The organism is Planktothrix serta PCC 8927, assembly GCF_900010725.2.
In the GTDB taxonomy this organism is placed as follows: Bacteria; Cyanobacteriota; Cyanobacteriia; order Cyanobacteriales; family Microcoleaceae; genus Planktothrix; species Planktothrix serta.
Genome location: NZ_LR734879.1, coordinates 211,351 through 230,901, shown reverse-complemented (window position 1 = coordinate 230,901; position 19,551 = coordinate 211,351). Strand labels below are relative to the sequence as shown.

The following is a 19,551-nucleotide window of genomic DNA, read 5'->3' as shown; positions in this document are numbered from 1 at the left end:
TGATTCAGAAACCTAGTTTCTATCCTAACAGCCTTTTAACGATTAGAAACCGCATAATGAACTAACGCCGCCATCCGTTGTCTCAGGGTTTCTAATCCTAATGCTTTAGACGCAGAAATATAAACCGCTTGCGGATATTTTTCTTGGGCTAATCGTAAATTATCCCCATCGGTTTGATCGATTTTATTAAACGCTAATAAAGCAGGGCCAGGAGTCACAGGCATTTCCCTTAAAATCTGCATCACGGACTCAATTTGACTTTCCCAAGCGGGATGGGATAAATCAACCAAATGAATTAACGCATCCGCATCCGTCACTTCCTCTAAAGTAGCTCGAAAAGCATCAATTAAAGGAGGTGGCAATTCATGGATAAATCCCACCGTATCCGTAATTACCACATTTAAAGGCTCCTCCGTTATCGTGTCAGGAATCTCTAAACGGCGAGTCGTGGGGTCAAGAGTAGCAAACAGTTGGTCAGCCGTGTAGACTTCCGACTGGGTTAAAACGTTTAATAACGTCGATTTCCCGGCGTTGGTATAGCCCACTAACGCTAAGGTGGGCACCTCTCGCACTTGACGATTTTGGCGCAGCCGCGAACGATGAGCTTGCAGTTGATTGACTTCCTGCTGTAACCGGGCGATGCGCCGTTGAATGGCCCGTCGTTCGGTTTCCAATTTCGTCTCCCCTGGCCCTCTCGTCCCAATGCCGCCCCCTAACCGAGACATCGCCCGACCTCGACCCGTTAATCGGGGTAAACTATATTCCAGTTGGGCGAGTTCCACTTGTAATTTCCCCGCCCCCGACTGGGCGCGTTGAGCAAAAATATCAAGGATGACTTCGGTTCGGTCTACAACCCTTACCCCAATTTGAGTTTCCAGGTTGCGAACTTGGGCGGGGGATAAGTCCCGGTCAAAGACAATTAAATTGGCCCCGATGGTTTGGGCTACCAGGGCAATTTCTTGGACTTTTCCCTCGCCGACAACGGTTTGGGGGTGAGGGTGCGATCGCTTTTGTCTCATGGTTTGCAACACTTGGCCCCCGGCGGTATCGACTAAACGCACCAATTCCGTTAACCCATCTTCAAACCGTTGGGGGGAGATTTTCTCAGTTTTCACCCCCACTAACAGCACTTTATCCTGACTAGAATCGACTTCACGGGCGACAAATTCCCGTTCAAATTCCGTCTCTAGTCCAGTGACTAAATCCAGAAAGTCCTGTTGCGAGAGGGCATCCAGACTCATCGGCAACGACAAATAATAGGGAATAGCCGAAAAGCCATTATCAATATGTTGATCGCTCGCCGTGTCCATTTCTGGGACAAGGTGAGCCAGATAGGTGTCTTTAACATAGCCCGTTTCACCCCCTCCTCGTCGTTGAAACCCGCTTCCGGTTAAGGTGAGAACCACCAGAACGTCTAACCGTTGAATGGCCATTGCAGTGAGGGCTGATTCTTTCGGAGGTTCGGGGGTAGTTTGGGTGGCAATACAGCGAATTCCACTTAGACGTCCATTCCCATAACGGGGCAGTTCTAAGGGGGGAATTTGAGTCTGGCGGGGGGTTCCAACTCCCACGCGAATCACTTGTCCCCGACGGTTGATATAGGCGCACAGGGGTTGATCGAGTTCTGTGCTAATGGCAGCCAGTCGCTGGGCAAATTCTGCGGTTGTAATCAGATCGCCCGGTAATCGTTGATGATACAGGCTTTGCAACCGTTTAAGCTGACTGGGCTTTAGACCTTGTAGTTGACCATAAATCGTTTCGATAGGCACGTTTCGCCAGTTCCCTGGCCCTCCATAAATGATCGGGGTTGACTTGAGATCATGATAGCTTGAATTCTGATTCGGGTGTTGAGTTTTGGCTATCGGTAGATCAGTCATTCACTGTATTACTGTAAAGCTTGATACCTTGTTAAGAACTTAATAATTTCTTGAGGATTATTTTATGTCAAATGAGCTAAAATCTTTTGATTATCTGAGAGATAACTCAACGATTGGGGCTAAATTTCTAACAGATAAGCGGCTATAATTTAATCAATTCGTTAGGAGAAAACCCGGAAATTTTAAGAAAAACAGATTAAGTTTAACCTGAAAAAAGTTAAACCTGATCAGAGATTGACCGTTCAAGACTAGCTCAGAACAGGTGAGGAATCAAAGGTAAGAGGTAAAACCCGATGGGCTGTTTGAATAGACATTAGTTTAACCTCAATGAACGCACTTATTTTATATGAATTTAATTTGGATTAATGATACAACCCTGCGAGATGGCGAACAAGCTGCGGGGGTGGCTTTTTCTAGGTCGGAAAAACTGGCGATCGCTCAACTTTTAGACCGGATAGGAGTTCATGAGTTAGAAGTCGGAATTCCGGCAATGGGACGAGAAGAAGTCCAGGCAATTCAAGCCATGGTTGCTTTAAATCTCAAAGCTCAATTGTTAGGATGGAACCGGGCAGTTATCTCGGATATTCGAGCCTCAATGGCCTGTGGTTTAAAGCGAGTTCACATTTCAATTCCCACTTCTGATCTTCAGATTGAAGCCAAATTTCATCAATCTCGATCTCAAATTTTAGATCGTTTAAAGACAGCCATTTCTTTTGCTAAAGATCAAGATTTATGGGTATCTGTGGGGGGGGAAGATAGCTCACGAGCCGATGAAAACTTCCTTTTAGAAATGGCACAAATCTCTGAAGAGTGCGGGGCTAGTCGTTTTCGCTTTTGCGATACCGTCGGAATTCTTGATCCGTTTCAAACTTATAAAAAAGTTGATAAACTGGTACAAGGATTATCCATTCCGATAGAAATGCACACCCATGATGATTTAGGCATGGCAACGGCTAACGCCTTAGCAGGAATTAAAGCCGGGGCTTTATCCGTTAATACTACGGTTATTGGTTTAGGAGAACGAGCCGGAAATGCCGCTTTAGAAGAAGTGGTGATGGTCTTAAAACAAATTGAGGGAATTGATGTGGGAATTAAAACCCACTATTTTCAACAATTATCTCAATTAGTCCAAATGGCATCAGGAAATATTCTTCCGGGTTGGAAAGCTATTGTGGGAAAAAATGTGTTTACCCATGAATCAGGAACTCATGCGGATGGAGTTCTCAAAAATCCTAAAACCTATGAACCTTTTGATCCCGCCGATGTTGGTTTAACCCATCGGGTTGTTGTTGGAAAACATTCGGGATCTCATACCCTATTAAATATTTTAAGACAACATGGAATTGTCTTACAAAAAGAGGAAGTTCAACCGATTTTAGACACCGTTCGCCAGTTATCAACTCAACTCAAACGCAACTTAACAGATGAAGAACTGATTAAGCTCGTTTCTTAGATAATACACCCTTTCTATTCAATGCAGTAGAAAGGGTTTTCTTATATTAACAGGACTTACGCACTCAAGTGTCATGCTGAACAAAGCGTGAAGCATCTCAGTCCTCTCTGAGATTCTTCGCAAGCTCAGAATGACAGAATTTCGTGGAGAGTGCGTAAGTCCTAATTAAATAAGATGACACGCTACAGAATGATTTGAACCGATATCTTTTAAGAGGGGTTCTTCAACCCGACATTGTTCAAAAACATAGGGACAACGACTACAAAATCGGCATCCCGTTGGCGGGTTTACGGGACTAGGAACTTCTCCAGTTAATAAAATTCGTTGTCGTTTTGCTTCTAATTCTGGGTCAGGAATGGGAACTGCGGATAATAAGGCTTGAGTATAGGGATGTAAAGGATTTTCATACAAAGAAACACGATCTGAAAGTTCAACAATTTTGCCCAAATACATCACCGCAACTCGGTCAGAAATATGACGAACTACGCTTAAATCATGAGCAATAAACAGATAGGTTAAACCTAAATTTTGCTGTAGGTTTTGCATTAAATTAATCACTTGGGCTTGAATGGAAACATCCAACGCCGCAATTGGTTCATCACAAACAATAAAATCAGGATTCATCGCTAAAGCTCTCGCAATCCCAATTCGTTGTTGTTGTCCTCCTGAAAATTCATGGGGATAACGATTAATTGCATCGGAATTTAATCCCACTAATCCCAATAATTCTTTAACTCGATTTTGCGCTATTTTAGCATTGGCTAGTTGATGAATAATTAAGGGCTCACTAATAATTTTACCAACGGTCATTCGAGGATTTAAAGAAGAATAGGGATCTTGAAAAATCATTTGCATCCGGCGACGAAAGGGATGTAATTCTTTTTCGTTTAAACGGGTTAAATCGGTATTTTCAAAGTAAATTGTTCCACCTGTGGGACGAGAAAGTTGTAAAATCATTCGTCCGGTTGTACTTTTCCCACAACCCGACTCCCCCACTAAACTTAAGGTTTCTCCCCGTTGAATATTAAAGGTGACTCCATCAACGGCTTTAATCGCTGCAACTTGACGTTGTAGCAAAATACCTTGCATTACTGGAAAGTATTTTTGTAAGTTTTCCACCCGAATTAGGGGAGTATTTTTTTGAGAAATGGATTCTTTTTGTGATGAGGATAGAAGCATATTTTTATCAAAATAAATATTATTAAATCCATATATTTATGTCAATGATCAGATTAACTAAAATCTTGATTTTGCTATCAATTTAACCACTTTTGTTCATATAAACGTTTCCATGCTTTACTAAGATGGTTAGGTTTAAATATTTGACGTTTGCGTTCATTCCATTCTTGTACTCTCCTAATCGCCTGTTCACAATCTACTGCGGCTTGGGGATCTTCTATTGTTACCCAGTGAACCGTTGCTAACATTTCTAACCCGTAGGGAGTTTCAAATCCTTCAATTAAACAATGCACTCGTTCAAGGCGATTATTCGCATCAGGATGTTGTTCTAAAAATTGTTGTGCTATGGCTTGACCTTCTGGTAAAACATACATCTCGGAGTTTTTGCTTCTATCACCATAACCTCGGATAAAATGCCCATCTAATACTTGCAAAACATGGTTTAAATTATCTGCATAAGGGCCAAATTTATGCTTTTTATAACGCAATTTTAAGGGTTCGCCTGCTACCTGTAGAAAATAAGCTAGTTTCTGAATTTCTAATTTTGTTAAGCGATATCCAGGAATCCCATATAATTCTAACAGACGAATAAACAAAGCACGAGATCGGGTGATTTCAGGTGTTTCTGTTGTCACCTGAATTTGATCGGCTTTAGGTGCACCTATCGGTTCAAACAGTAGAACTTGTACATCTGGTAATTCCGCAAATGCCTGTAAAATAAGCGGTTTAACCTCTATCCAATTTAATCCTCCGTTTCCACAACCTAATGGAGGAATCGCAATAGATTGAATTTTAAGTTGTTTAATTTCTTCTATTAATGCTTTTAATCCTACTTCGATATATTCTAGTTTAGATTTTTCACGCCAATGCAATTTAGTGGGAAAATTGATGATGTATTTAGGATTAAATAGATTTCCCGTTGTAAAGGTAAACATTTGACCCGGTTGAATTTGCTTGGCATTACAAGCTTTTTTGTAGTGAAGGAAGTTTTCAGGAAAACCTTGTTTAAATTGCAGAGCAATTCCTTTACCCATGACACCAACACAATTTACAGTGTTAACTAGGGCTTCAGTATTGGCTGTCAAAAGGTTTCCTTGCTCAAACTTAATCATTTCTTGAATTGCTGTGTTTGTTCAATGATTTCTTGATCAATATACCTTAATAATACCATTGAGGATGCACAAAAATAGGAGTTTTTTGCTCAAAGTTTTGTAAAATTTTCTGAACCTGACTTTGCATACTCAAGTTGATGACACCAATTTCTTTGATCAAACCCCAAGAACAGAATTGGTAAATTAAAAACTCAGCTTGTCTACGACATTTGCGATTAGGATCATCATCCCTATCAAACCAATACTTTGACTCCATCACGTCCCAATCAATCATTTCTAAAGCATTAAGATCAGTATAAAAATCCGAATAATCCATGATAGCATGACCATCAGTAAATACAAAGGGAATTTCTGACTCTATAATTTCATCGACTTTTACAACTAGATGAATGATGGAGTTTTGTCCATCTTTATAGCCTTGAATATTTCCTTTATGAATCGTATAAAGCATGGGAGAACGAGGAGCAAAATAAAAAGGAACATAATCATGTAATGTGCCATAATTTCCGCAAGGAACATTTTTTCTATTTCTTCTATCTTGGATGCTATCGTGAGCAATATTAATATATTTTATAGAGTTTTTTAACTGTTGATTTTTAGACATTAATCCACCATTTTCTAAAATAGAATTAAGATTGTTAAAATGGGTAATGTGATAAATTAGGATGGACATTTTTAGAGTAGGAATAAAGTTATTATTAAGTTGGTTTCACCCAACAAGCGACTTGATGCTCGGTTTCAATCAATTCCAACATAGGATTTTCTTGAAAACAATGTTCAATCGCAAATCGACATCGAGGAGCAAAAGGACATCCCAGGGGATAATCAATTAAATTGGGGGGAGTTCCTTCAATAGCTTTTAACGGTTCTTGACGAATTTGATCCAGTCGGGGTAAACTTTCTAATAGTCCAATAGTATAGGGATGACGAGGGTTTTTATAGAGTTGATGCACCGTTGCTTGTTCAACAATTTGCCCCGCATACATGACTATAATTCTATCGGCTAATCCTGCTAATAATGCTAAATCATGGGTAATCCAAATCACAGACATTCCCTGTGTATTTTTGAGTTGTTTAACTAATTCTACAACCTGAGCTTGTACCGTTACATCTAATGCTGTTGTGGGTTCATCTGCGATTAATAATTTCGGCTGACATCCTAACCCCATTGCAATCATAACCCGTTGACGCATTCCCCCAGAAAATTCATGGGGATAGTTTTTTAACCGTTTTTCAGGACTGGGAATTCCCACCTGTTTTAAGAGTTGAATAGCTCGATTTTGAGCTTGTTCAGAAGTTAATTTTAAATGAATTTGTAGAGCTTCAGTTAGTTGTTTTCCAATCGTTAAAACCGGGTTAAGGGAAGTCATCGGGTCTTGAAAAATCATCGCAATTTCATCACCCCGGATTTGTTGTAATTGTTGAGAACTGAATTCGAGTAAATTCTTTCCTTCAAATAAGATTTGACCTTGGGTAACTTTCCCTGGGGGTGATGGAATTAATCCTAAAATTGATAACACACTAATACTTTTTCCTGACCCCGACTCTCCAACAATTCCCAGAGTTTCCCCCGGATACACCTGATAAGAAATTCCATTCACCGCCTGAACAACCCCATCGAGGGTAAAAAACTGAATGGCTAAATTTTTAACCTCTAGTAAAGGAACCATAAGGTTTTAGGAAATTACGAATTACTAATTACTAATTACGAATTGGGTAATAAACTGATAACTGGTACGGGCGGGTTCTTTTATATCTTTGTTAATCACCTCAATCTTGATGAACCCGCCCCTACAACTGATAACTGATAACTGATAACTGATTATTTAACAATTCGTAAACGTTGGGTGACTAACGTTACTCCTCCTTGACGCATTAAAATAGCAGAAACCCAATTATCTCCTAAAGTATTAGGAGCTTGACCCACTTTAAAAACACCCCCAGAAGGTAAAAATTCGAGTTGTAAAAGTTCAGATTGAGTATAGGCTTTTGCGGTTACAGGTTGTGTGATTGCTGTTCCAATTAAGATTTCATTATTTAAGGGTTCTTGAACAATGGCATCGACCGCATATTCCTGACCGATTTTGACGGCTTCCGGTACGTTAAAAACCACCGTTGGGGGCTGTTTTCCTAATGTTAATTGATTTTTTTCCGCTAGAATTTCCTGTTGAACAATTTTGTCTGCTTCAATCTGTTGTTGTGAGGTGAGGGTTGCGGTTAAGCTAAATTCTCGATTTTTAAGCGTTTTTGTTCCTGTAATTTCTGTTACCGTTGTGGTGGTTAAAGTATTCCCATTCTGTTGCCAAGACTGTAATTCTGTGCGATAATTAAGCTGAGAATATTGATCCCAAAAAGATGTTAAAACTTCTTTTAAGGTTTGATGATTCAAGCCATCGGAATTGGTAAAATTAGGACTATAAAAACCCATGACGGCTTCGACATCCTGACGATTAGCAGCGGCATCAATTTGAGTTAAAAGATTGGTAATATTGGCAGGGGCTGTTTCCGGGGTTTCGGCATCAGCAGGTAAGGAAATTGCTGCACCCGTTCCCCACATTACTACTCCCAGAAGTATAGAAAATAATGGGATTGTTCGTCGAGACAAGCTAGGGCGCATCTCGACAAAAGATCCTTTCTGGAAAGATTGCGGTTGAATTTTTGGGAAATTTGTCATCGGAAAAATGGGTAGAAACCCCTAACTTTTAGTTAGGCTTTATATTTCCCCTTTCGGGGTAGAAGGGTATGGTTGCCCCTCTGTAGAGATGTGGTTGTCTCAAACACACCTATTTCTAGGGTAAGGAGGGGTTGTTAACCGCTAAACGGTTTAACAATAGCGATTTTGTATGAATTTTATCAGAAAAATGGGTTTAAAACCCCTAAGTTCTACTTAGGCTTTATATTAGGTTGTCTATTGACATCCGATTGTGATACCATTTCCAGCAACAGGAAAGGTAAAAAACCTGTATAAAAACCTAGTCACCTAACGGTAAAACGTTGAACCTTGACAATTGAATCTATAGGGTTCTACTGCACAGTTTTAGTTTCCCCCCAGCAGTGGGTAAAAGATTCATGGGAAGCTCAACAACCCGTTTTTTTGAAACAAATTTGTTTCAAGCAAAAAAGAACTCGCAGCAATGCGAATAGGGTAGGGCATACCCGCTATGAAAGCTGGGGGAGAATCCCACCTCTGGTTAAAGCACTGCAAGGTACTTTGATTAAGTGGTTTCGTTGAACCCAGAATCCTCACGCCTTCAGGCACCGGGAGTGTCAAGGTAACTTAAAAATTCAATTGAACGCATAATAAGGAAAAAACTTGAGTCAAACACCCATTCGCTTACTCATTGCTGCTAGTGGGACAGGTGGACATTTATTTCCGGCCATCGCCACTGCCGAACACCTGTCCGATTTTGAGATAGAATGGTTAGGCGTCCCCGATCGCTTAGAACGGGAATTAGTCCCCCAACAATATCCCCTCCATACCATCTCCGTTGAAGGCTTCCAGCAACGCTTGAGTTTCACAACGCTCAAAATTATCGCCAAATTCGCCCGTTCTTGGTTACAAGTCCGCCATCTCCTCAAAACTGGAAAGTTCCGAGGGGTCTTCACCACTGGGGGGTATATTGCAGCACCCGCAATTCTCGCGGCTCGTTCCCTGGGTTTACCCGTGATTTTACACGAGTCCAACGCCTTACCGGGAAAAGTGACCCGCAGTTTTGGCCCTTGGTGTAATGCTGTCGCCTTGGGGTTTGCAGCCTCCATTCCCTACCTGTCCCGTGCTCATACCGTTGTCGTTGGAACCCCCGTGCGTTCTAACTTTCTCAACGCTTCTCAACCCTTGTCTTTTCACCTCCCCGATGACGTTCCCGTTATTGTTGTCGTTGGGGGAAGTCAAGGCGCCGTCAGTGTGAATAAATTGGTTCGAGAGGCGGCTCCGACTTGGTTCCAGGCGGGAGCGTGGGTTGTCCATTTAACCGGAAACAATGACCCCAATGTCGAGGCGTTAAACCATCCTCAGTATATTACAATGCCTTTTTACGATAATATGGCAGCCCTTTTGAAACGGGCGAATTTAGCCGTAAGTCGCTCAGGCGCAGGAACTTTAACAGAATTAGCCATTACTCACACCCCGTCAATTTTAATTCCCTATCCCTTTGCCGCCGAAGACCACCAAACCTATAACGCCAATGTTTTTGCTCAAGCGGGTGCGGCGTGGGTGTTTCAACAACAGGATTTAACCGCCGACTTGCTAGCCAGTAAAGTTTTGTATCTGCTACAATCACCAGAGCCGTTACAACAAATGACTGAAGCCACAGCCTCCGTCGCCGTAACCAATAGTGCAGAACAGTTAGGCAATTTAATCCGAGAGGTGATGATTTAGGGGGGACTGTATCAACAGAAACAGTTTTTCTCAGTGATTTCCGTCACACGGGGATCACAACAATATCACACGCAACCGGGATTCTACTCATACCCTTATGCCCGATAATGATTAATAGTAAGAAAGAACATAGAGTTTTCTGAGGGTGTGGGCATGAAATTCGCAACAGTAGCCACCACAGTAGTGATAATGATCTTGGGTTTAACTGTTCCCGCTCAAGCCGAGAACCCCGCCCATCTCAAGCAGCTATTGGAAAGTAAAAACTGTCCTGGATGTGATCTCAGTGGCGCTCAGTTAGTTGGTGTTAATCTTCAGGGTGCTAACCTCCGAGAAGCCAATTTACAGGGCGCGAACTTACAAGGTGCAAATCTAAATGAAGTGAATTTCAATCGGGCTGCATTAACCGAAGCGAATTTAGAAGGTGCAAATCTCGTGGCAGCTAAATTACATGGTGCTAATTTGGAACGAGCCAATTTAAGCCGTTCTAACTTGAGTTTAGCGGGTTTAGTGATTGCTAGTTTAAAAAATGCTGATTTAAGTCATGCTAATTTAATTGGGGCAAATTTAGAGAGTGCTGATTTAACAGGTGCTAACCTCAAAAATGCTCAACAATCCGTTGCTAATTTAGGTCAAGTGAAGTTAAAAGAAGGTAGCTTATATGGATTTGATATCAGTGGTGTTAATTTACGCGATGCTGATTTAACAGGTGCTAATCTCACAGGTGCAAATTTAACGGCTTCAGATTTAGCCGGAGCTACCTTAGAAAATACCACCATGATTAATGCAAATTTAATGGATATTCGTCGGTAATTCCGAAATTCCATCTTCCCACGCCGTCCTTAACTTGAGTTGGGGGCGGTATTTTTTGTTGTTGTAATGTGATTCCTTTCCTTCGACCAGTAATACATGATTATATTCCATCCCTTAATGTTTCCTACAAATACCCCCCTGTAGAGACGTTGCATGCAACGTCTCTACAGGGGGGTTAGGAGGGATCATCTGTAGCATCTACAATGGGATTTTATATTAGAACGACTATTTTTTGTCATTTCTTATCGTACCTCAATCCCTCGTTCAGCCGCAATTGCCATTTGATTTTCATTAAAAACAATACTGTTGGGTTTATTTTTCTCTATTCTATGAATTTTAATTCCATCTCCATCCAGGATTTCAGAATTAGCCAGATCCGCTAAACTTATCCAACAATCACTATTATGAGTTGTAGCAAATACTTGAATATTGAGTCGTTTGGCAGTATTCCAGACTAATTTCCACATATCAGACATGGCACTAAAATGTAATCCTGTATCAATTTCATCAACTAATAAAACACCATTTTTCACATTGGCAAGGGCTAAGGTTAAACCTAAAATTCTCCTAATTCCATCTCCCATACTTCCAATTGGAATGCGTTGATCGCTATCCGATAAACGAATAACAAATCCTCTATTTGATCTGAAACCATTTTTGTCAGAACCGAGGGCAGCAATTCGTTCTATTTTAGGTTCAAGGGTTTTTAGTGCGTCTGTAATCAAATCTTCTTCTGGGGTTAAAACAACTTGATCAAACAACTCCATCATTTTTTCGGTTCTCAAAGAAGATGAGGTAATAAATTGAGTTTTTAGTGTTGAGTTTAAAGGATTTCTACGAATTTTCTTGATTAAATCTGTAGACAAACCTAAATTAGCGGATAAAGGGAATTCTAAATTACCCGATAAGGAGAGTTCTAAATTTTCCTTTTCTTGGCGTAGCCATTTTATCAACAGGACAAAATCTTTTAGATAATCAAATAATGTGAGTTGTGGATTTTGTTCTATAACAATCGAAAGATTTTCTTGAAAATCCTTATATTCTCCAGAAATTGAGAAAGAACTCCCTAAATTTATTTGATGACCATAGAATAAATGACGAAGATCAAGCTCACGAGTTTTTTGTTCCTCATCACTCCAAAGATATTCACCTCGACTGATCATAATTTCAGATAAACCTTCTAGGCTATCTCGTTTGTAAAAAAGTTGAATCGCTTCTAAAATAGAAGTTTTGCCACTATTATTAGTTCCAACTAACAGATTAATCCGCCCAAGCTGTTGTAGCTCAAAGGTGGAAAAACATCGAAAATTTTCGATTTTTAATGACTTTAACATAACTTAATTAAACAGCAAGAATTATCAATCATGCTAACTCAAGAGAATCGAGCTTAGATCGTTCTATTTTACGATATAATTGCTTCAATCAAGCTCTGTCTTGTAAAAAATAAATCTTAATTCTGATCTTCAAGGTAACGTGCAACCTCAAATCTGGTTATCTCTGTTAAAAAAATATCGAGCGATCGCCGTGATCCGTGCTCCCAAACGGCAACTCGGAAAACAAATGGCACAAGCAACCGCCGCCGGAGGAATGGGGTTAATTGAGATTACTTGGAATAGCGATCAAGCACCTGAATTAATTGCTGAGTTACGGTCTGAACTTCCTGAATGTCTGATCGGAACCGGAACCTTATTTACCGTTGAAGATGTCAAAAATGCGATCGCATCGGGTGCTCAATTCCTATTTTCTCCCCATACTAACTCTGCCATGATTCAAGTGGCAAAACAAGCCGAAATTCCGATGATTCCGGGGGCATTATCCCCCACAGAAATTATCAACGCCTGGCAAACCGGAGCCAGTTGTGTTAAAGTATTTCCGATTTCTGCGGTTGGGGGTGTCGATTATATTAAAAGTATCAAAGGGCCGATGGGAAATATCCCCTTGATACCCACCGGAGGAGTAACATTAAACAATGCGGCTGCCTTTATTCAAGCCGGAGCGATCGCGGTGGGACTCGCCGGAGATTTATTTCCCTCAGCTTTAATGGCTGAACAAAATTGGGATGCGATCGCCCACAAAACCCAAACCCTCCTGCAACAGTTCTCAGAAATTCCCCCTTAAATTTGTGAATAAATCAGGAGAACAGAATCAAAATTTGAGGTAAAATGAGTTCTGACAGTCTTCGATCTGAGAATTGCCCTTTAATCAAGATGTGTCAGTCAAGGTAACATCTCGTTTCTGTGTCAATTTTTATTCATTTTAACCTTTAATGGAATCTCAGAACAGCATCTATTGATTTCAATTGAGTTAAATAAGAGGAGTAGACCATGAACACCCTAAACTCTTTAATAAAACCTATCGTTTTTTCCCGATTTAACCCTTTCAATAGGTTGAATTCAGTGCGAAGTTTTTCTGTAAAAAGATTTCGTTATTTTGGAATTCTGACAACCGGGGCAATTTTAACAATAATAGTAGGATTAACTGAAGCAAATTTAGCGATCGCCAATGAAGAACATAACCTCATTGCTCGTAATATGATGGAATTACAGCAATCTTCAGAACGCTGGATTTTAATTGATTTATCTCGACAACGGTTAATTGCTTGGGAAGGAAATCAACCCGTTTATGCGGTAATTGTTTCCACCGGAAAATCGGACACTCCCACCCGTACCGGAGTCTTTAAAGTCTACACCAAATATGAGATAACCCGGATGACAGGCCCGGACTACGACGTCCCCGATGTTCCCTATACGATGTACTACGATGGAGGGATGGCAATTCATGGGGCTTATTGGCATAATTTATTTGGTACGCCCGTTACTCACGGTTGTACAAATGTTGCGGTCAATCATGCCAAATGGTTATTTGACTGGGCATCGGTCGGAACTCCCGTTATTGTGCATAATTAACTATGCGGATTATTGCGATTGCTGATATTCATGGCTGTTCAATGGCTTGGGATACCCTGATGTCGATGATTCAGCCTCAACCCGATGATTTAATCATTACTCTCGGTGATTATGTTGATCGAGGGCCAGATTCTAATGGCGTGCTCGAAAGACTGATTAACCTCCACCAAACCGGACAGTTAGTTGCATTGCGAGGAAATCACGAAGTTCTGATGTTAGAGGCGCGGAATTCTCCCGAACAATTAGAAGCTTGGCGTCGGTGGGGAGGGTCTGAAACTTTAGCCTCCTATCCGACAACTCAAACAACAACAAATTTAGGGAATATTCCCTCCCACCATTGGGAATTTTTGGAAAAGACTTGTGTGAACTATTGGGAAACAGAAAACCATTTTTTTGTTCATGGTAATGTTGACCCCCTACTTCCCTTAAATCAACAATCAGATCAAGATTTATTTGGGACTAAATTTCATAACGCTAAACCCCATATTTCAGGAAAAACCATGATTTGTGGTCATACCCGTCAAAAGAATGGTAAACCGATCAATTTAGGCTATGCTATTTGTATTGATACTTGGGTATATGGGACAGGTTGGTTAACAGGTTTAGATATTAATAGCGGTCAAATTTGGCAAGCGAACCAAGTCGGTCACTCTCGAACTTCTTGGATTGATCAATTTAAACCCTCTGAGTCGAGAGCGAAATTTTTTGTTACTTCCTAGTCAGAAAACCCCAAAATTTCTATGACATCAACCCCGATTTTACCCCAGTTATTCCCTTTAGGAATTATTCTGACATTGGGATTGTCAAATTGTGCTATTATTTCTCAAAATCTTGAACCGATTCCGTCTCCTTCTTCCCCCTCGATCACACCAGAAGTTAGAGATTTTAAAAACTTATGTGAAAATCGATCTAATCTTTCCTCGGAAGTGGGAAAAACGATTAGTGAAATCTTAAAAAAATTAGAAACTACAGACTGTTTACAAGCGAATCAAACCTTATTAACGCTGACGGAACTTTATATTAAAAAGAACTGAACTTAATCGGGAATCCGCTTTCTAAAAAAGAATGTCCCGTTTCTCCAGAATCAATTTGCTTATTTTAAACTTTTCCCCTTTATTTGTTTATGACTGTTAATTTTTCTCACAAATGGCAACCCTTTGCACTGCTCTTGATTGATGTTCAAAATGATTTTTGGGCACCTCAAATTCAAGAAGCCTTTCCCGAATTTCCCAACAATATTAGTCGCCTTCTCAACTTTTGTCGCCAAGAAGAATTAGAAGTTATTCATTTACGCGAAGTCTTTGAACCAGATGGTTCTAATTGGCTACCGCGATATCGTTTAAGAGAACGTGCGATTTGTATTCGAGGAACATCCGGCGCTGAGGGATTAGATTGTGCACGGGAACTTCCAGGGGAAAAAGTCTTTGAAAAATACACTTTAGATGGATGTCAAAATACCCAACTGATTGATTATCTTCAAACAAGAGGTAAACGATTTTTACTCACAGCCGGATTAGCGACTTCTGTGTGTGTTTTGTTTACGGCGGCTTCAACCGCTCAATTGGGATTTTTAACCGCGATGATTTCTGATTGTTGTGCCGATTATCCAGAATCTCACGCTCTTACACTTAAGCGTTATTTAAACTATTTATTAGAGGTCGTAACCCTGGAAGAAATTCCCTCCTGCTTAGAAACTTGGCTGTCTCAAATTCAACAACTAGAGACTCAAATTAACAGCGTTGAGTAATCCCCCGCAGAGAATCCATTAAACTGCTGTATTCCGAAGGATTGAGCACACCTGCACTATAAAACTGAGCTAAACAACTATTAATTGCATTAAAGGTTGACTCACGCTCTACCCAATATTTTCCTCCGCTTAGAGCTTCTTCTGCGGAAGAATAGTCCTTGCTAGAGGTCAAATACCCGCCTTCAGGGAGAATAATTTGCCATTTCCAGCGATGACGGACACTAAGCGCCGAGATTAACAAGCCGTAATAGTCCTTGTGCATCGATAATACTGCAAATTTTAACAATTATTTACCAATTATATTACACTTCTTTAAGAATTTCAACTCTTTTTAGCGTTATGTTAAGAAATAAGCAAATATACGGATTGCTACTCAGAAAAAATTCAGTTTTTCTGTATGGAAACGTACACATTTCGGTTGATATTCAAGCTTTTTTCAGACTGTTGAAACTCGCTTTTATTTTATCTATTAAAATAAAAATCTAAAATTGCGTTAAATATATTAAGAAAAGTAACACAAATGTTAAAATTATTAATATTCGTTAAAGGATCAGGTTAATTTCGCTATATTCTTTTAATAAAGAGATCAAAGCCCATTCACAAAGTCAATCAAACTCATGAGGGTTAGAATCTAACCTAATTGTGTTAATTCTTGTGTTACTAATGCCTTTTTATTCCCCCCTTTTACTGATTTCTTTATGAGCTTAACTTTTAAATTTGCCATTGTCAGTGATTTGCATATTGCTCTACCTCAGACCATTTGGGATCATCCAAATCGCTTTCATTTAGTTGAAGTGAGTATTCCGGTTTTAGAATTAGTATTAGAACATTTAAGCCAGTTAGATTTGGATTTTCTTTTATTACCTGGAGACTTAACTCAACATGGAGAACGGGAGAATCATCAATGGTTAAGTGAACGGTTAAGCCAACTTCCCTATCCTGTTTATGTGATTCCTGGAAATCATGATATTCCTATTTTAGAATCTCAGAAAGATGTAATATGTTTTAATGAATTTCCTCAATATTATCGAGCTTTTGGATATCAACAAAGCCCCGGTTTAGATTATACTCAAGAAATTTTACCAGGTTTACAATTAATTGGATTAAATTCTAATCATTTTGATGCTCAGGGAAATCAAATTGGCTGTTTACTGGAAGAACAGTTAGAGTGGTTAGAACAGGTGTTATCCCTATCCCAAGTTAAAAATCAATTAGTTTTTGTGATGATTCATCATAATGTGATTGAACATTTACCGGGACAAGCGACGAATCCTTTGGGACGACGCTATATGTTAGAAAATGCGCCTCGTTTTTTGAACTTGTTAAAAGCCGCCGGAGTGCAGTTGGTGTTTACGGGACATTTACACGTCCAAGATATTGCCCAATGGCAAGGAATTTATGATATTACAACGGGATCATTAGTGAGTTATCCCCATCCTTACCGAGTGATTCATGTTAATACAAATTCACAAGGAAAAGCTGTATTAAAGATTGAATCCCATCGAATTACAGCCGTTGAAAATTGGCCGGATTTACCGTTAAAATCACGGGAATGGATGGGTGAGCGTTCTTTTCCTTTTATGATGAAATTGTTAACAAATCCCCCGTTAAAGTTAACGAATCAAGAAGCGGAAAAATTAGTTCCCCATCTGCGTTATTTTTGGGCAGATATTGCCAACGGAGATGCTCAATTTAACTTTGAAGTTTTTCCCCCCACCGTTCGCCGTTACTTTGAAGGATTTAGTGCAACTGATCAGATTGATAATTTTGCTCAGTTAATTTTATCCTAAAAAGAGTTTAAAAGTCAGGCATCAGGAGCCAGGAGCCAGGAGTTAATGATTTTTTCCCTATTCCCTATTCCCTATTCCCTATTCCCTGTTCCCTGTTCCCTGTTCCCTGTTCCCTGTTCCCTGTTCCCTGTTCCCTGTTCCCTATTCCCTCATACATCAAAATAATCGGAAAGATTAGTCCCTTTTTCTAACAACTTTTCCAAGGTGTCAAATTGAAACCAAAATAGCAAATTTCGATCTGGAAAAATTTCAACTGTTCCAATTAAAGCCACTGAATATTTAGGAGATAAAGTTCCTAATAATAAATTTCTCAGATCTCCTTCTTTATATTTAGGAATCATATAAGTAATGCCATACTCACATAATGTGCTGACTACTCCCATGATGCCATTATAGAAAATATTTCCAACTTCACTAAAAATCGCTTTTTCAAAAGCATCTTTATCTAATTTTCGCCGATCTTCATTATCAATTAAATCAATTAACATCGCCGCAGTGGGTTTAGGAAACACCAGTTGAGTATTACCTTGAAACTCTCCTGTAAATACAAGTTCCATTGCTTTCAAAGCCTTTGAACCTAAGCGTTGTTCCAACTGGATCAATAAGTGTTGGGGGGAGAATAACTCTAAAGAGATTAATTTTAATTTGATCGGAGATCGGGAGATCGTTTCTAACATTAAATCTGCCCGATCAATGCCCACTTTAAACAATTGTGTCAAAATCAAAAGATGCTCTGAATTTTCCTTCATAAACTTCCAGCCGTTAATTTTTAAAGAGATTGCATACAGGGAGGTATCAATCTTTTTTCGTTTAAATCAGAGTGGAGCTTGGTTTATTGTTTTCTTTGTCTACAAATGCCAAAGACTGAGGTATAACCATGCAAAAAGGTTCCATTTCCAACGGGGCCGATTTCACCATTACAGAAAAAGCCACTTAGAGGAATATTAAAATACCGTCTAAACAGTCCCGAATCAAAGTTAGGTTCCCCATAAAGCCCTTCTCCGCGTCCTAAACAGGAAAACATAAACGCTGCTGCATTCGTCATCCCTTGAGGAAAGGAAGAAGCTTGTCGTTGATAGCGTTCTATTAATAATTCTAAATCTTCAGCCGAGGTGCGAGAATCCCTGAGATGAAATTGAATTCGTTGTCCCGGACGAACGCGATCGCCGATGGCAATGGCCCCAGCCCTAGGATCAACCCCAATCAAATTGCGAATTAAAAAATCCCCTGGTTCTAATTTTTGTTTAAATTCATCGCGCACCACCCCCACAAATAAGGAATTTTGGGCCAGTTGCCGATCTTCTTCGCTTAATTCCTGTACGAGGTCTTGCAACGCCTCTAAGGGGGATAACCGCACCGATACCCCAGAAGAAGAAGCCATTTCCCGTTCGGAATCTTCCGGTTGGGTTTCCACTTCTAAAACAATATTGCGTTCCCCTTGGGTGATTCGGTAGGGATGACCAATGGGACGACAACCTTGGGCAACAATGGTTTCAATCACAATATTACCGCACAGAGCCAAACCCACAATTGATTCCGGGTACAGTCGGGAACCACAAAACACCCCCGTTGAACCTCCCATCACACCCGTGCTAGCCAGTCCTCCGACTTTCACCGAACCGGGATAGGCATAATCTAAGCCTTGCAAAAAATCATTAATTTGACTGAAGTAGGGATCAACTAACAAAATAAATTGGGGCTGATCTTCTGGTTTCACCCCGATTAACTCCACCCACTGATCTGGGGAGCTATCCAAATCGGGAAGATCGTCGGCGGATAAATGAAACGGATGAATCTCAACATCGGGTAAATAGCCCAAGGTTAAACCCAGAGCAGGTTCTCCCTCAATTTCTTCTGCTTGGTGATTCGCATTCATGCCAACGATACCCCCTGCGCCACAACCAATCAGAGTGGAAAGACCGAGTTGTTCTTGGAGTAAGGGCATCAGCCGGGAATACTCACTAGCAAAGGCTGAGGAAATAAACACTAAGCCTAAGTCGGGAGAAGCTCGTAGGTCATCTTGAGCCATTTCCACGACTTCCTTGACTGCCGCTTCTAATGAAGGACGTTGAGATAAAGCACTTGCCCAGCGCATCGGTTTGGTTGTCGATTCTGCCATCTTCACCCTCCCTGAAAAGTCTGCTCTTTTGTGTTAAGATAACAGATTGTGGGAAATACAGCAGATGCAATGTTTCTGACTGTTGCCCTCTGGGTTAACTCCCTTACTACAAGTGTCAAAGCCTAGCCTAATGTATTGATTAGTAACATAGTTGGTTCAAAGTCAGCAAATCTTAAAAAA

19 protein-coding genes are annotated in these 19,551 nt (G+C 40.3%); 9 read left to right on the top strand and 10 right to left on the bottom strand.

What is annotated here, in order from left to right; all coding sequences use genetic code 11:
- Positions 1-35: 35 nt before the first annotated feature.
- Positions 36-1,877 carry a GTPase HflX gene (gene hflX / locus PL8927_RS22155; protein WP_083625624.1) on the bottom strand — a complete coding sequence of 614 codons (1,842 nt, stop codon included), beginning with the start codon at positions 1,875-1,877 and terminating at the stop codon, positions 36-38.
- Between the two features lie 346 nt (positions 1,878-2,223).
- On the opposite strand from hflX, the gene nifV reads away from it, so the two are divergent.
- Positions 2,224-3,330 (top strand): homocitrate synthase, encoded by a 1,107-nt coding sequence (gene nifV, locus PL8927_RS22150; RefSeq protein ID WP_083625623.1) that lies wholly within the window; start codon positions 2,224-2,226, stop codon positions 3,328-3,330.
- Between the two features lie 165 nt (positions 3,331-3,495).
- On the opposite strand, the gene PL8927_RS22145 is transcribed toward nifV, so the two are convergent.
- The 5 genes from PL8927_RS22145 to PL8927_RS22125 form a co-directional block, all read right to left on the bottom strand.
- On the bottom strand, positions 3,496-4,509 hold the full coding sequence (locus PL8927_RS22145) for an ABC transporter ATP-binding protein (protein WP_083625622.1): 1,014 nt from the start codon (positions 4,507-4,509) through the stop codon (positions 3,496-3,498).
- 77 nt (positions 4,510-4,586) lie between these two features.
- Positions 4,587-5,621: a type II toxin-antitoxin system antitoxin DNA ADP-ribosyl glycohydrolase DarG gene (gene darG, locus PL8927_RS22140; protein WP_083625621.1), complete on the bottom strand. Its 1,035-nt coding sequence runs from the start codon at positions 5,619-5,621 to the stop codon at positions 4,587-4,589.
- A gap of 46 nt (positions 5,622-5,667) precedes the next feature.
- Positions 5,668-6,294 (bottom strand): type II toxin-antitoxin system toxin DNA ADP-ribosyl transferase DarT, encoded by a 627-nt coding sequence (darT, locus tag PL8927_RS22135; RefSeq protein WP_083625620.1) that lies wholly within the window; start codon positions 6,292-6,294, stop codon positions 5,668-5,670.
- Positions 6,295-6,319: 25 nt separating this feature from the next.
- Entirely contained in the window at positions 6,320-7,291 is a 972-nt protein-coding gene (locus PL8927_RS22130; RefSeq protein ID WP_083625619.1) for an ABC transporter ATP-binding protein, read from the bottom strand.
- A 152-nt stretch (positions 7,292-7,443) separates the two neighbouring features.
- A complete protein-coding gene (locus PL8927_RS22125; protein ID WP_231506108.1) occupies positions 7,444-8,295 on the bottom strand; it encodes a nuclear transport factor 2 family protein in 852 nt (283 codons plus the stop codon).
- 639 nt (positions 8,296-8,934) lie between these two features.
- On the opposite strand from PL8927_RS22125, the gene murG reads away from it, so the two are divergent.
- Together murG and PL8927_RS22115 are read left to right on the top strand one after the other, a co-directional pair.
- Complete coding sequence (gene murG, locus PL8927_RS22120; RefSeq protein WP_083625618.1) at positions 8,935-9,999, top strand: undecaprenyldiphospho-muramoylpentapeptide beta-N-acetylglucosaminyltransferase; 1,065 nt, start codon at positions 8,935-8,937, stop codon at positions 9,997-9,999.
- A 153-nt stretch (positions 10,000-10,152) separates the two neighbouring features.
- Positions 10,153-10,809, top strand: a complete 657-nt coding sequence (locus PL8927_RS22115) for a pentapeptide repeat-containing protein (RefSeq protein ID WP_083625617.1) — start codon at positions 10,153-10,155, stop codon at positions 10,807-10,809.
- Between the two features lie 242 nt (positions 10,810-11,051).
- On the opposite strand, the gene PL8927_RS22110 is transcribed toward PL8927_RS22115, so the two are convergent.
- A complete protein-coding gene (locus tag PL8927_RS22110) occupies positions 11,052-12,143 on the bottom strand; it encodes an AAA family ATPase (protein WP_083625616.1) in 1,092 nt (363 codons plus the stop codon).
- 139 nt (positions 12,144-12,282) lie between these two features.
- Between PL8927_RS22110 and PL8927_RS22105 the strand changes: the two genes are divergently transcribed.
- The 5 genes from PL8927_RS22105 (at position 12,283) to PL8927_RS22085 (ending at position 15,462) form a co-directional block, all read left to right on the top strand.
- Positions 12,283-12,927, top strand: a complete 645-nt coding sequence (locus PL8927_RS22105; protein WP_083625615.1) for a bifunctional 4-hydroxy-2-oxoglutarate aldolase/2-dehydro-3-deoxy-phosphogluconate aldolase — start codon at positions 12,283-12,285, stop codon at positions 12,925-12,927.
- A 335-nt stretch (positions 12,928-13,262) separates the two neighbouring features.
- Positions 13,263-13,715 (top strand): L,D-transpeptidase, encoded by a 453-nt coding sequence (locus tag PL8927_RS22100; protein ID WP_231506114.1) that lies wholly within the window; start codon positions 13,263-13,265, stop codon positions 13,713-13,715.
- 2 nt (positions 13,716-13,717) lie between these two features.
- Complete coding sequence (locus tag PL8927_RS22095) at positions 13,718-14,434, top strand: metallophosphoesterase (RefSeq protein ID WP_083625613.1); 717 nt, start codon at positions 13,718-13,720, stop codon at positions 14,432-14,434.
- A 21-nt stretch (positions 14,435-14,455) separates the two neighbouring features.
- Positions 14,456-14,749: a hypothetical protein gene (locus PL8927_RS22090; RefSeq protein WP_083625612.1), complete on the top strand. Its 294-nt coding sequence runs from the start codon at positions 14,456-14,458 to the stop codon at positions 14,747-14,749.
- An 89-nt stretch (positions 14,750-14,838) separates the two neighbouring features.
- On the top strand, positions 14,839-15,462 hold the full coding sequence (locus tag PL8927_RS22085; protein ID WP_083625611.1) for a cysteine hydrolase family protein: 624 nt from the start codon (positions 14,839-14,841) through the stop codon (positions 15,460-15,462).
- Here the strand turns inward: PL8927_RS22085 and PL8927_RS22080 are convergent.
- Entirely contained in the window at positions 15,446-15,724 is a 279-nt protein-coding gene (locus PL8927_RS22080; RefSeq protein ID WP_083625610.1) for a hypothetical protein, read from the bottom strand. The genes PL8927_RS22085 and PL8927_RS22080 overlap by 17 nt on opposite strands.
- Positions 15,725-16,160: 436 nt before the next feature.
- Here PL8927_RS22080 and PL8927_RS22075 point away from each other — a divergent pair, with 436 nt between their 5' ends.
- Complete coding sequence (locus tag PL8927_RS22075) at positions 16,161-17,252, top strand: metallophosphoesterase family protein (protein WP_083625609.1); 1,092 nt, start codon at positions 16,161-16,163, stop codon at positions 17,250-17,252.
- A 149-nt stretch (positions 17,253-17,401) separates the two neighbouring features.
- On the opposite strand, the gene PL8927_RS22070 is transcribed toward PL8927_RS22075, so the two are convergent.
- Positions 17,402-18,001: a hypothetical protein gene (locus PL8927_RS22070; protein ID WP_083625608.1), complete on the bottom strand. Its 600-nt coding sequence runs from the start codon at positions 17,999-18,001 to the stop codon at positions 17,402-17,404.
- An 83-nt stretch (positions 18,002-18,084) separates the two neighbouring features.
- Positions 18,085-19,347, bottom strand: coding sequence for an FIST signal transduction protein (locus PL8927_RS22065; protein ID WP_083625671.1), 1,263 nt, complete (start codon positions 19,345-19,347; stop codon positions 18,085-18,087).
- Positions 19,348-19,551: the final 204 nt, after the last annotated feature.

Coding starts and splice junctions, on each gene's coding strand:
- hflX (WP_083625624.1), bottom strand. CDS start 1,877: ATGACTGATCTACCGATAGCCAAAACTCAACACCCGAATCAGAATTCA.
- nifV (WP_083625623.1), top strand. CDS start 2,224: ATGAATTTAATTTGGATTAATGATACAACCCTGCGAGATGGCGAACAA.
- PL8927_RS22145 (WP_083625622.1), bottom strand. CDS start 4,509: ATGCTTCTATCCTCATCACAAAAAGAATCCATTTCTCAAAAAAATACT.
- darG (WP_083625621.1), bottom strand. CDS start 5,621: ATGATTAAGTTTGAGCAAGGAAACCTTTTGACAGCCAATACTGAAGCC.
- darT (WP_083625620.1), bottom strand. CDS start 6,294: ATGTCCATCCTAATTTATCACATTACCCATTTTAACAATCTTAATTCT.
- PL8927_RS22130 (WP_083625619.1), bottom strand. CDS start 7,291: ATGGTTCCTTTACTAGAGGTTAAAAATTTAGCCATTCAGTTTTTTACC.
- PL8927_RS22125 (WP_231506108.1), bottom strand. CDS start 8,295: ATGACAAATTTCCCAAAAATTCAACCGCAATCTTTCCAGAAAGGATCT.
- PL8927_RS22115 (WP_083625617.1), top strand. CDS start 10,153: ATGAAATTCGCAACAGTAGCCACCACAGTAGTGATAATGATCTTGGGT.
- PL8927_RS22110 (WP_083625616.1), bottom strand. CDS start 12,143: ATGTTAAAGTCATTAAAAATCGAAAATTTTCGATGTTTTTCCACCTTT.
- PL8927_RS22095 (WP_083625613.1), top strand. CDS start 13,718: ATGCGGATTATTGCGATTGCTGATATTCATGGCTGTTCAATGGCTTGG.
- PL8927_RS22090 (WP_083625612.1), top strand. CDS start 14,456: ATGACATCAACCCCGATTTTACCCCAGTTATTCCCTTTAGGAATTATT.
- PL8927_RS22085 (WP_083625611.1), top strand. CDS start 14,839: ATGACTGTTAATTTTTCTCACAAATGGCAACCCTTTGCACTGCTCTTG.
- PL8927_RS22080 (WP_083625610.1), bottom strand. CDS start 15,724: ATGCACAAGGACTATTACGGCTTGTTAATCTCGGCGCTTAGTGTCCGT.
- PL8927_RS22075 (WP_083625609.1), top strand. CDS start 16,161: ATGAGCTTAACTTTTAAATTTGCCATTGTCAGTGATTTGCATATTGCT.
- PL8927_RS22070 (WP_083625608.1), bottom strand. CDS start 18,001: ATGAAGGAAAATTCAGAGCATCTTTTGATTTTGACACAATTGTTTAAA.
- PL8927_RS22065 (WP_083625671.1), bottom strand. CDS start 19,347: ATGCGCTGGGCAAGTGCTTTATCTCAACGTCCTTCATTAGAAGCGGCA.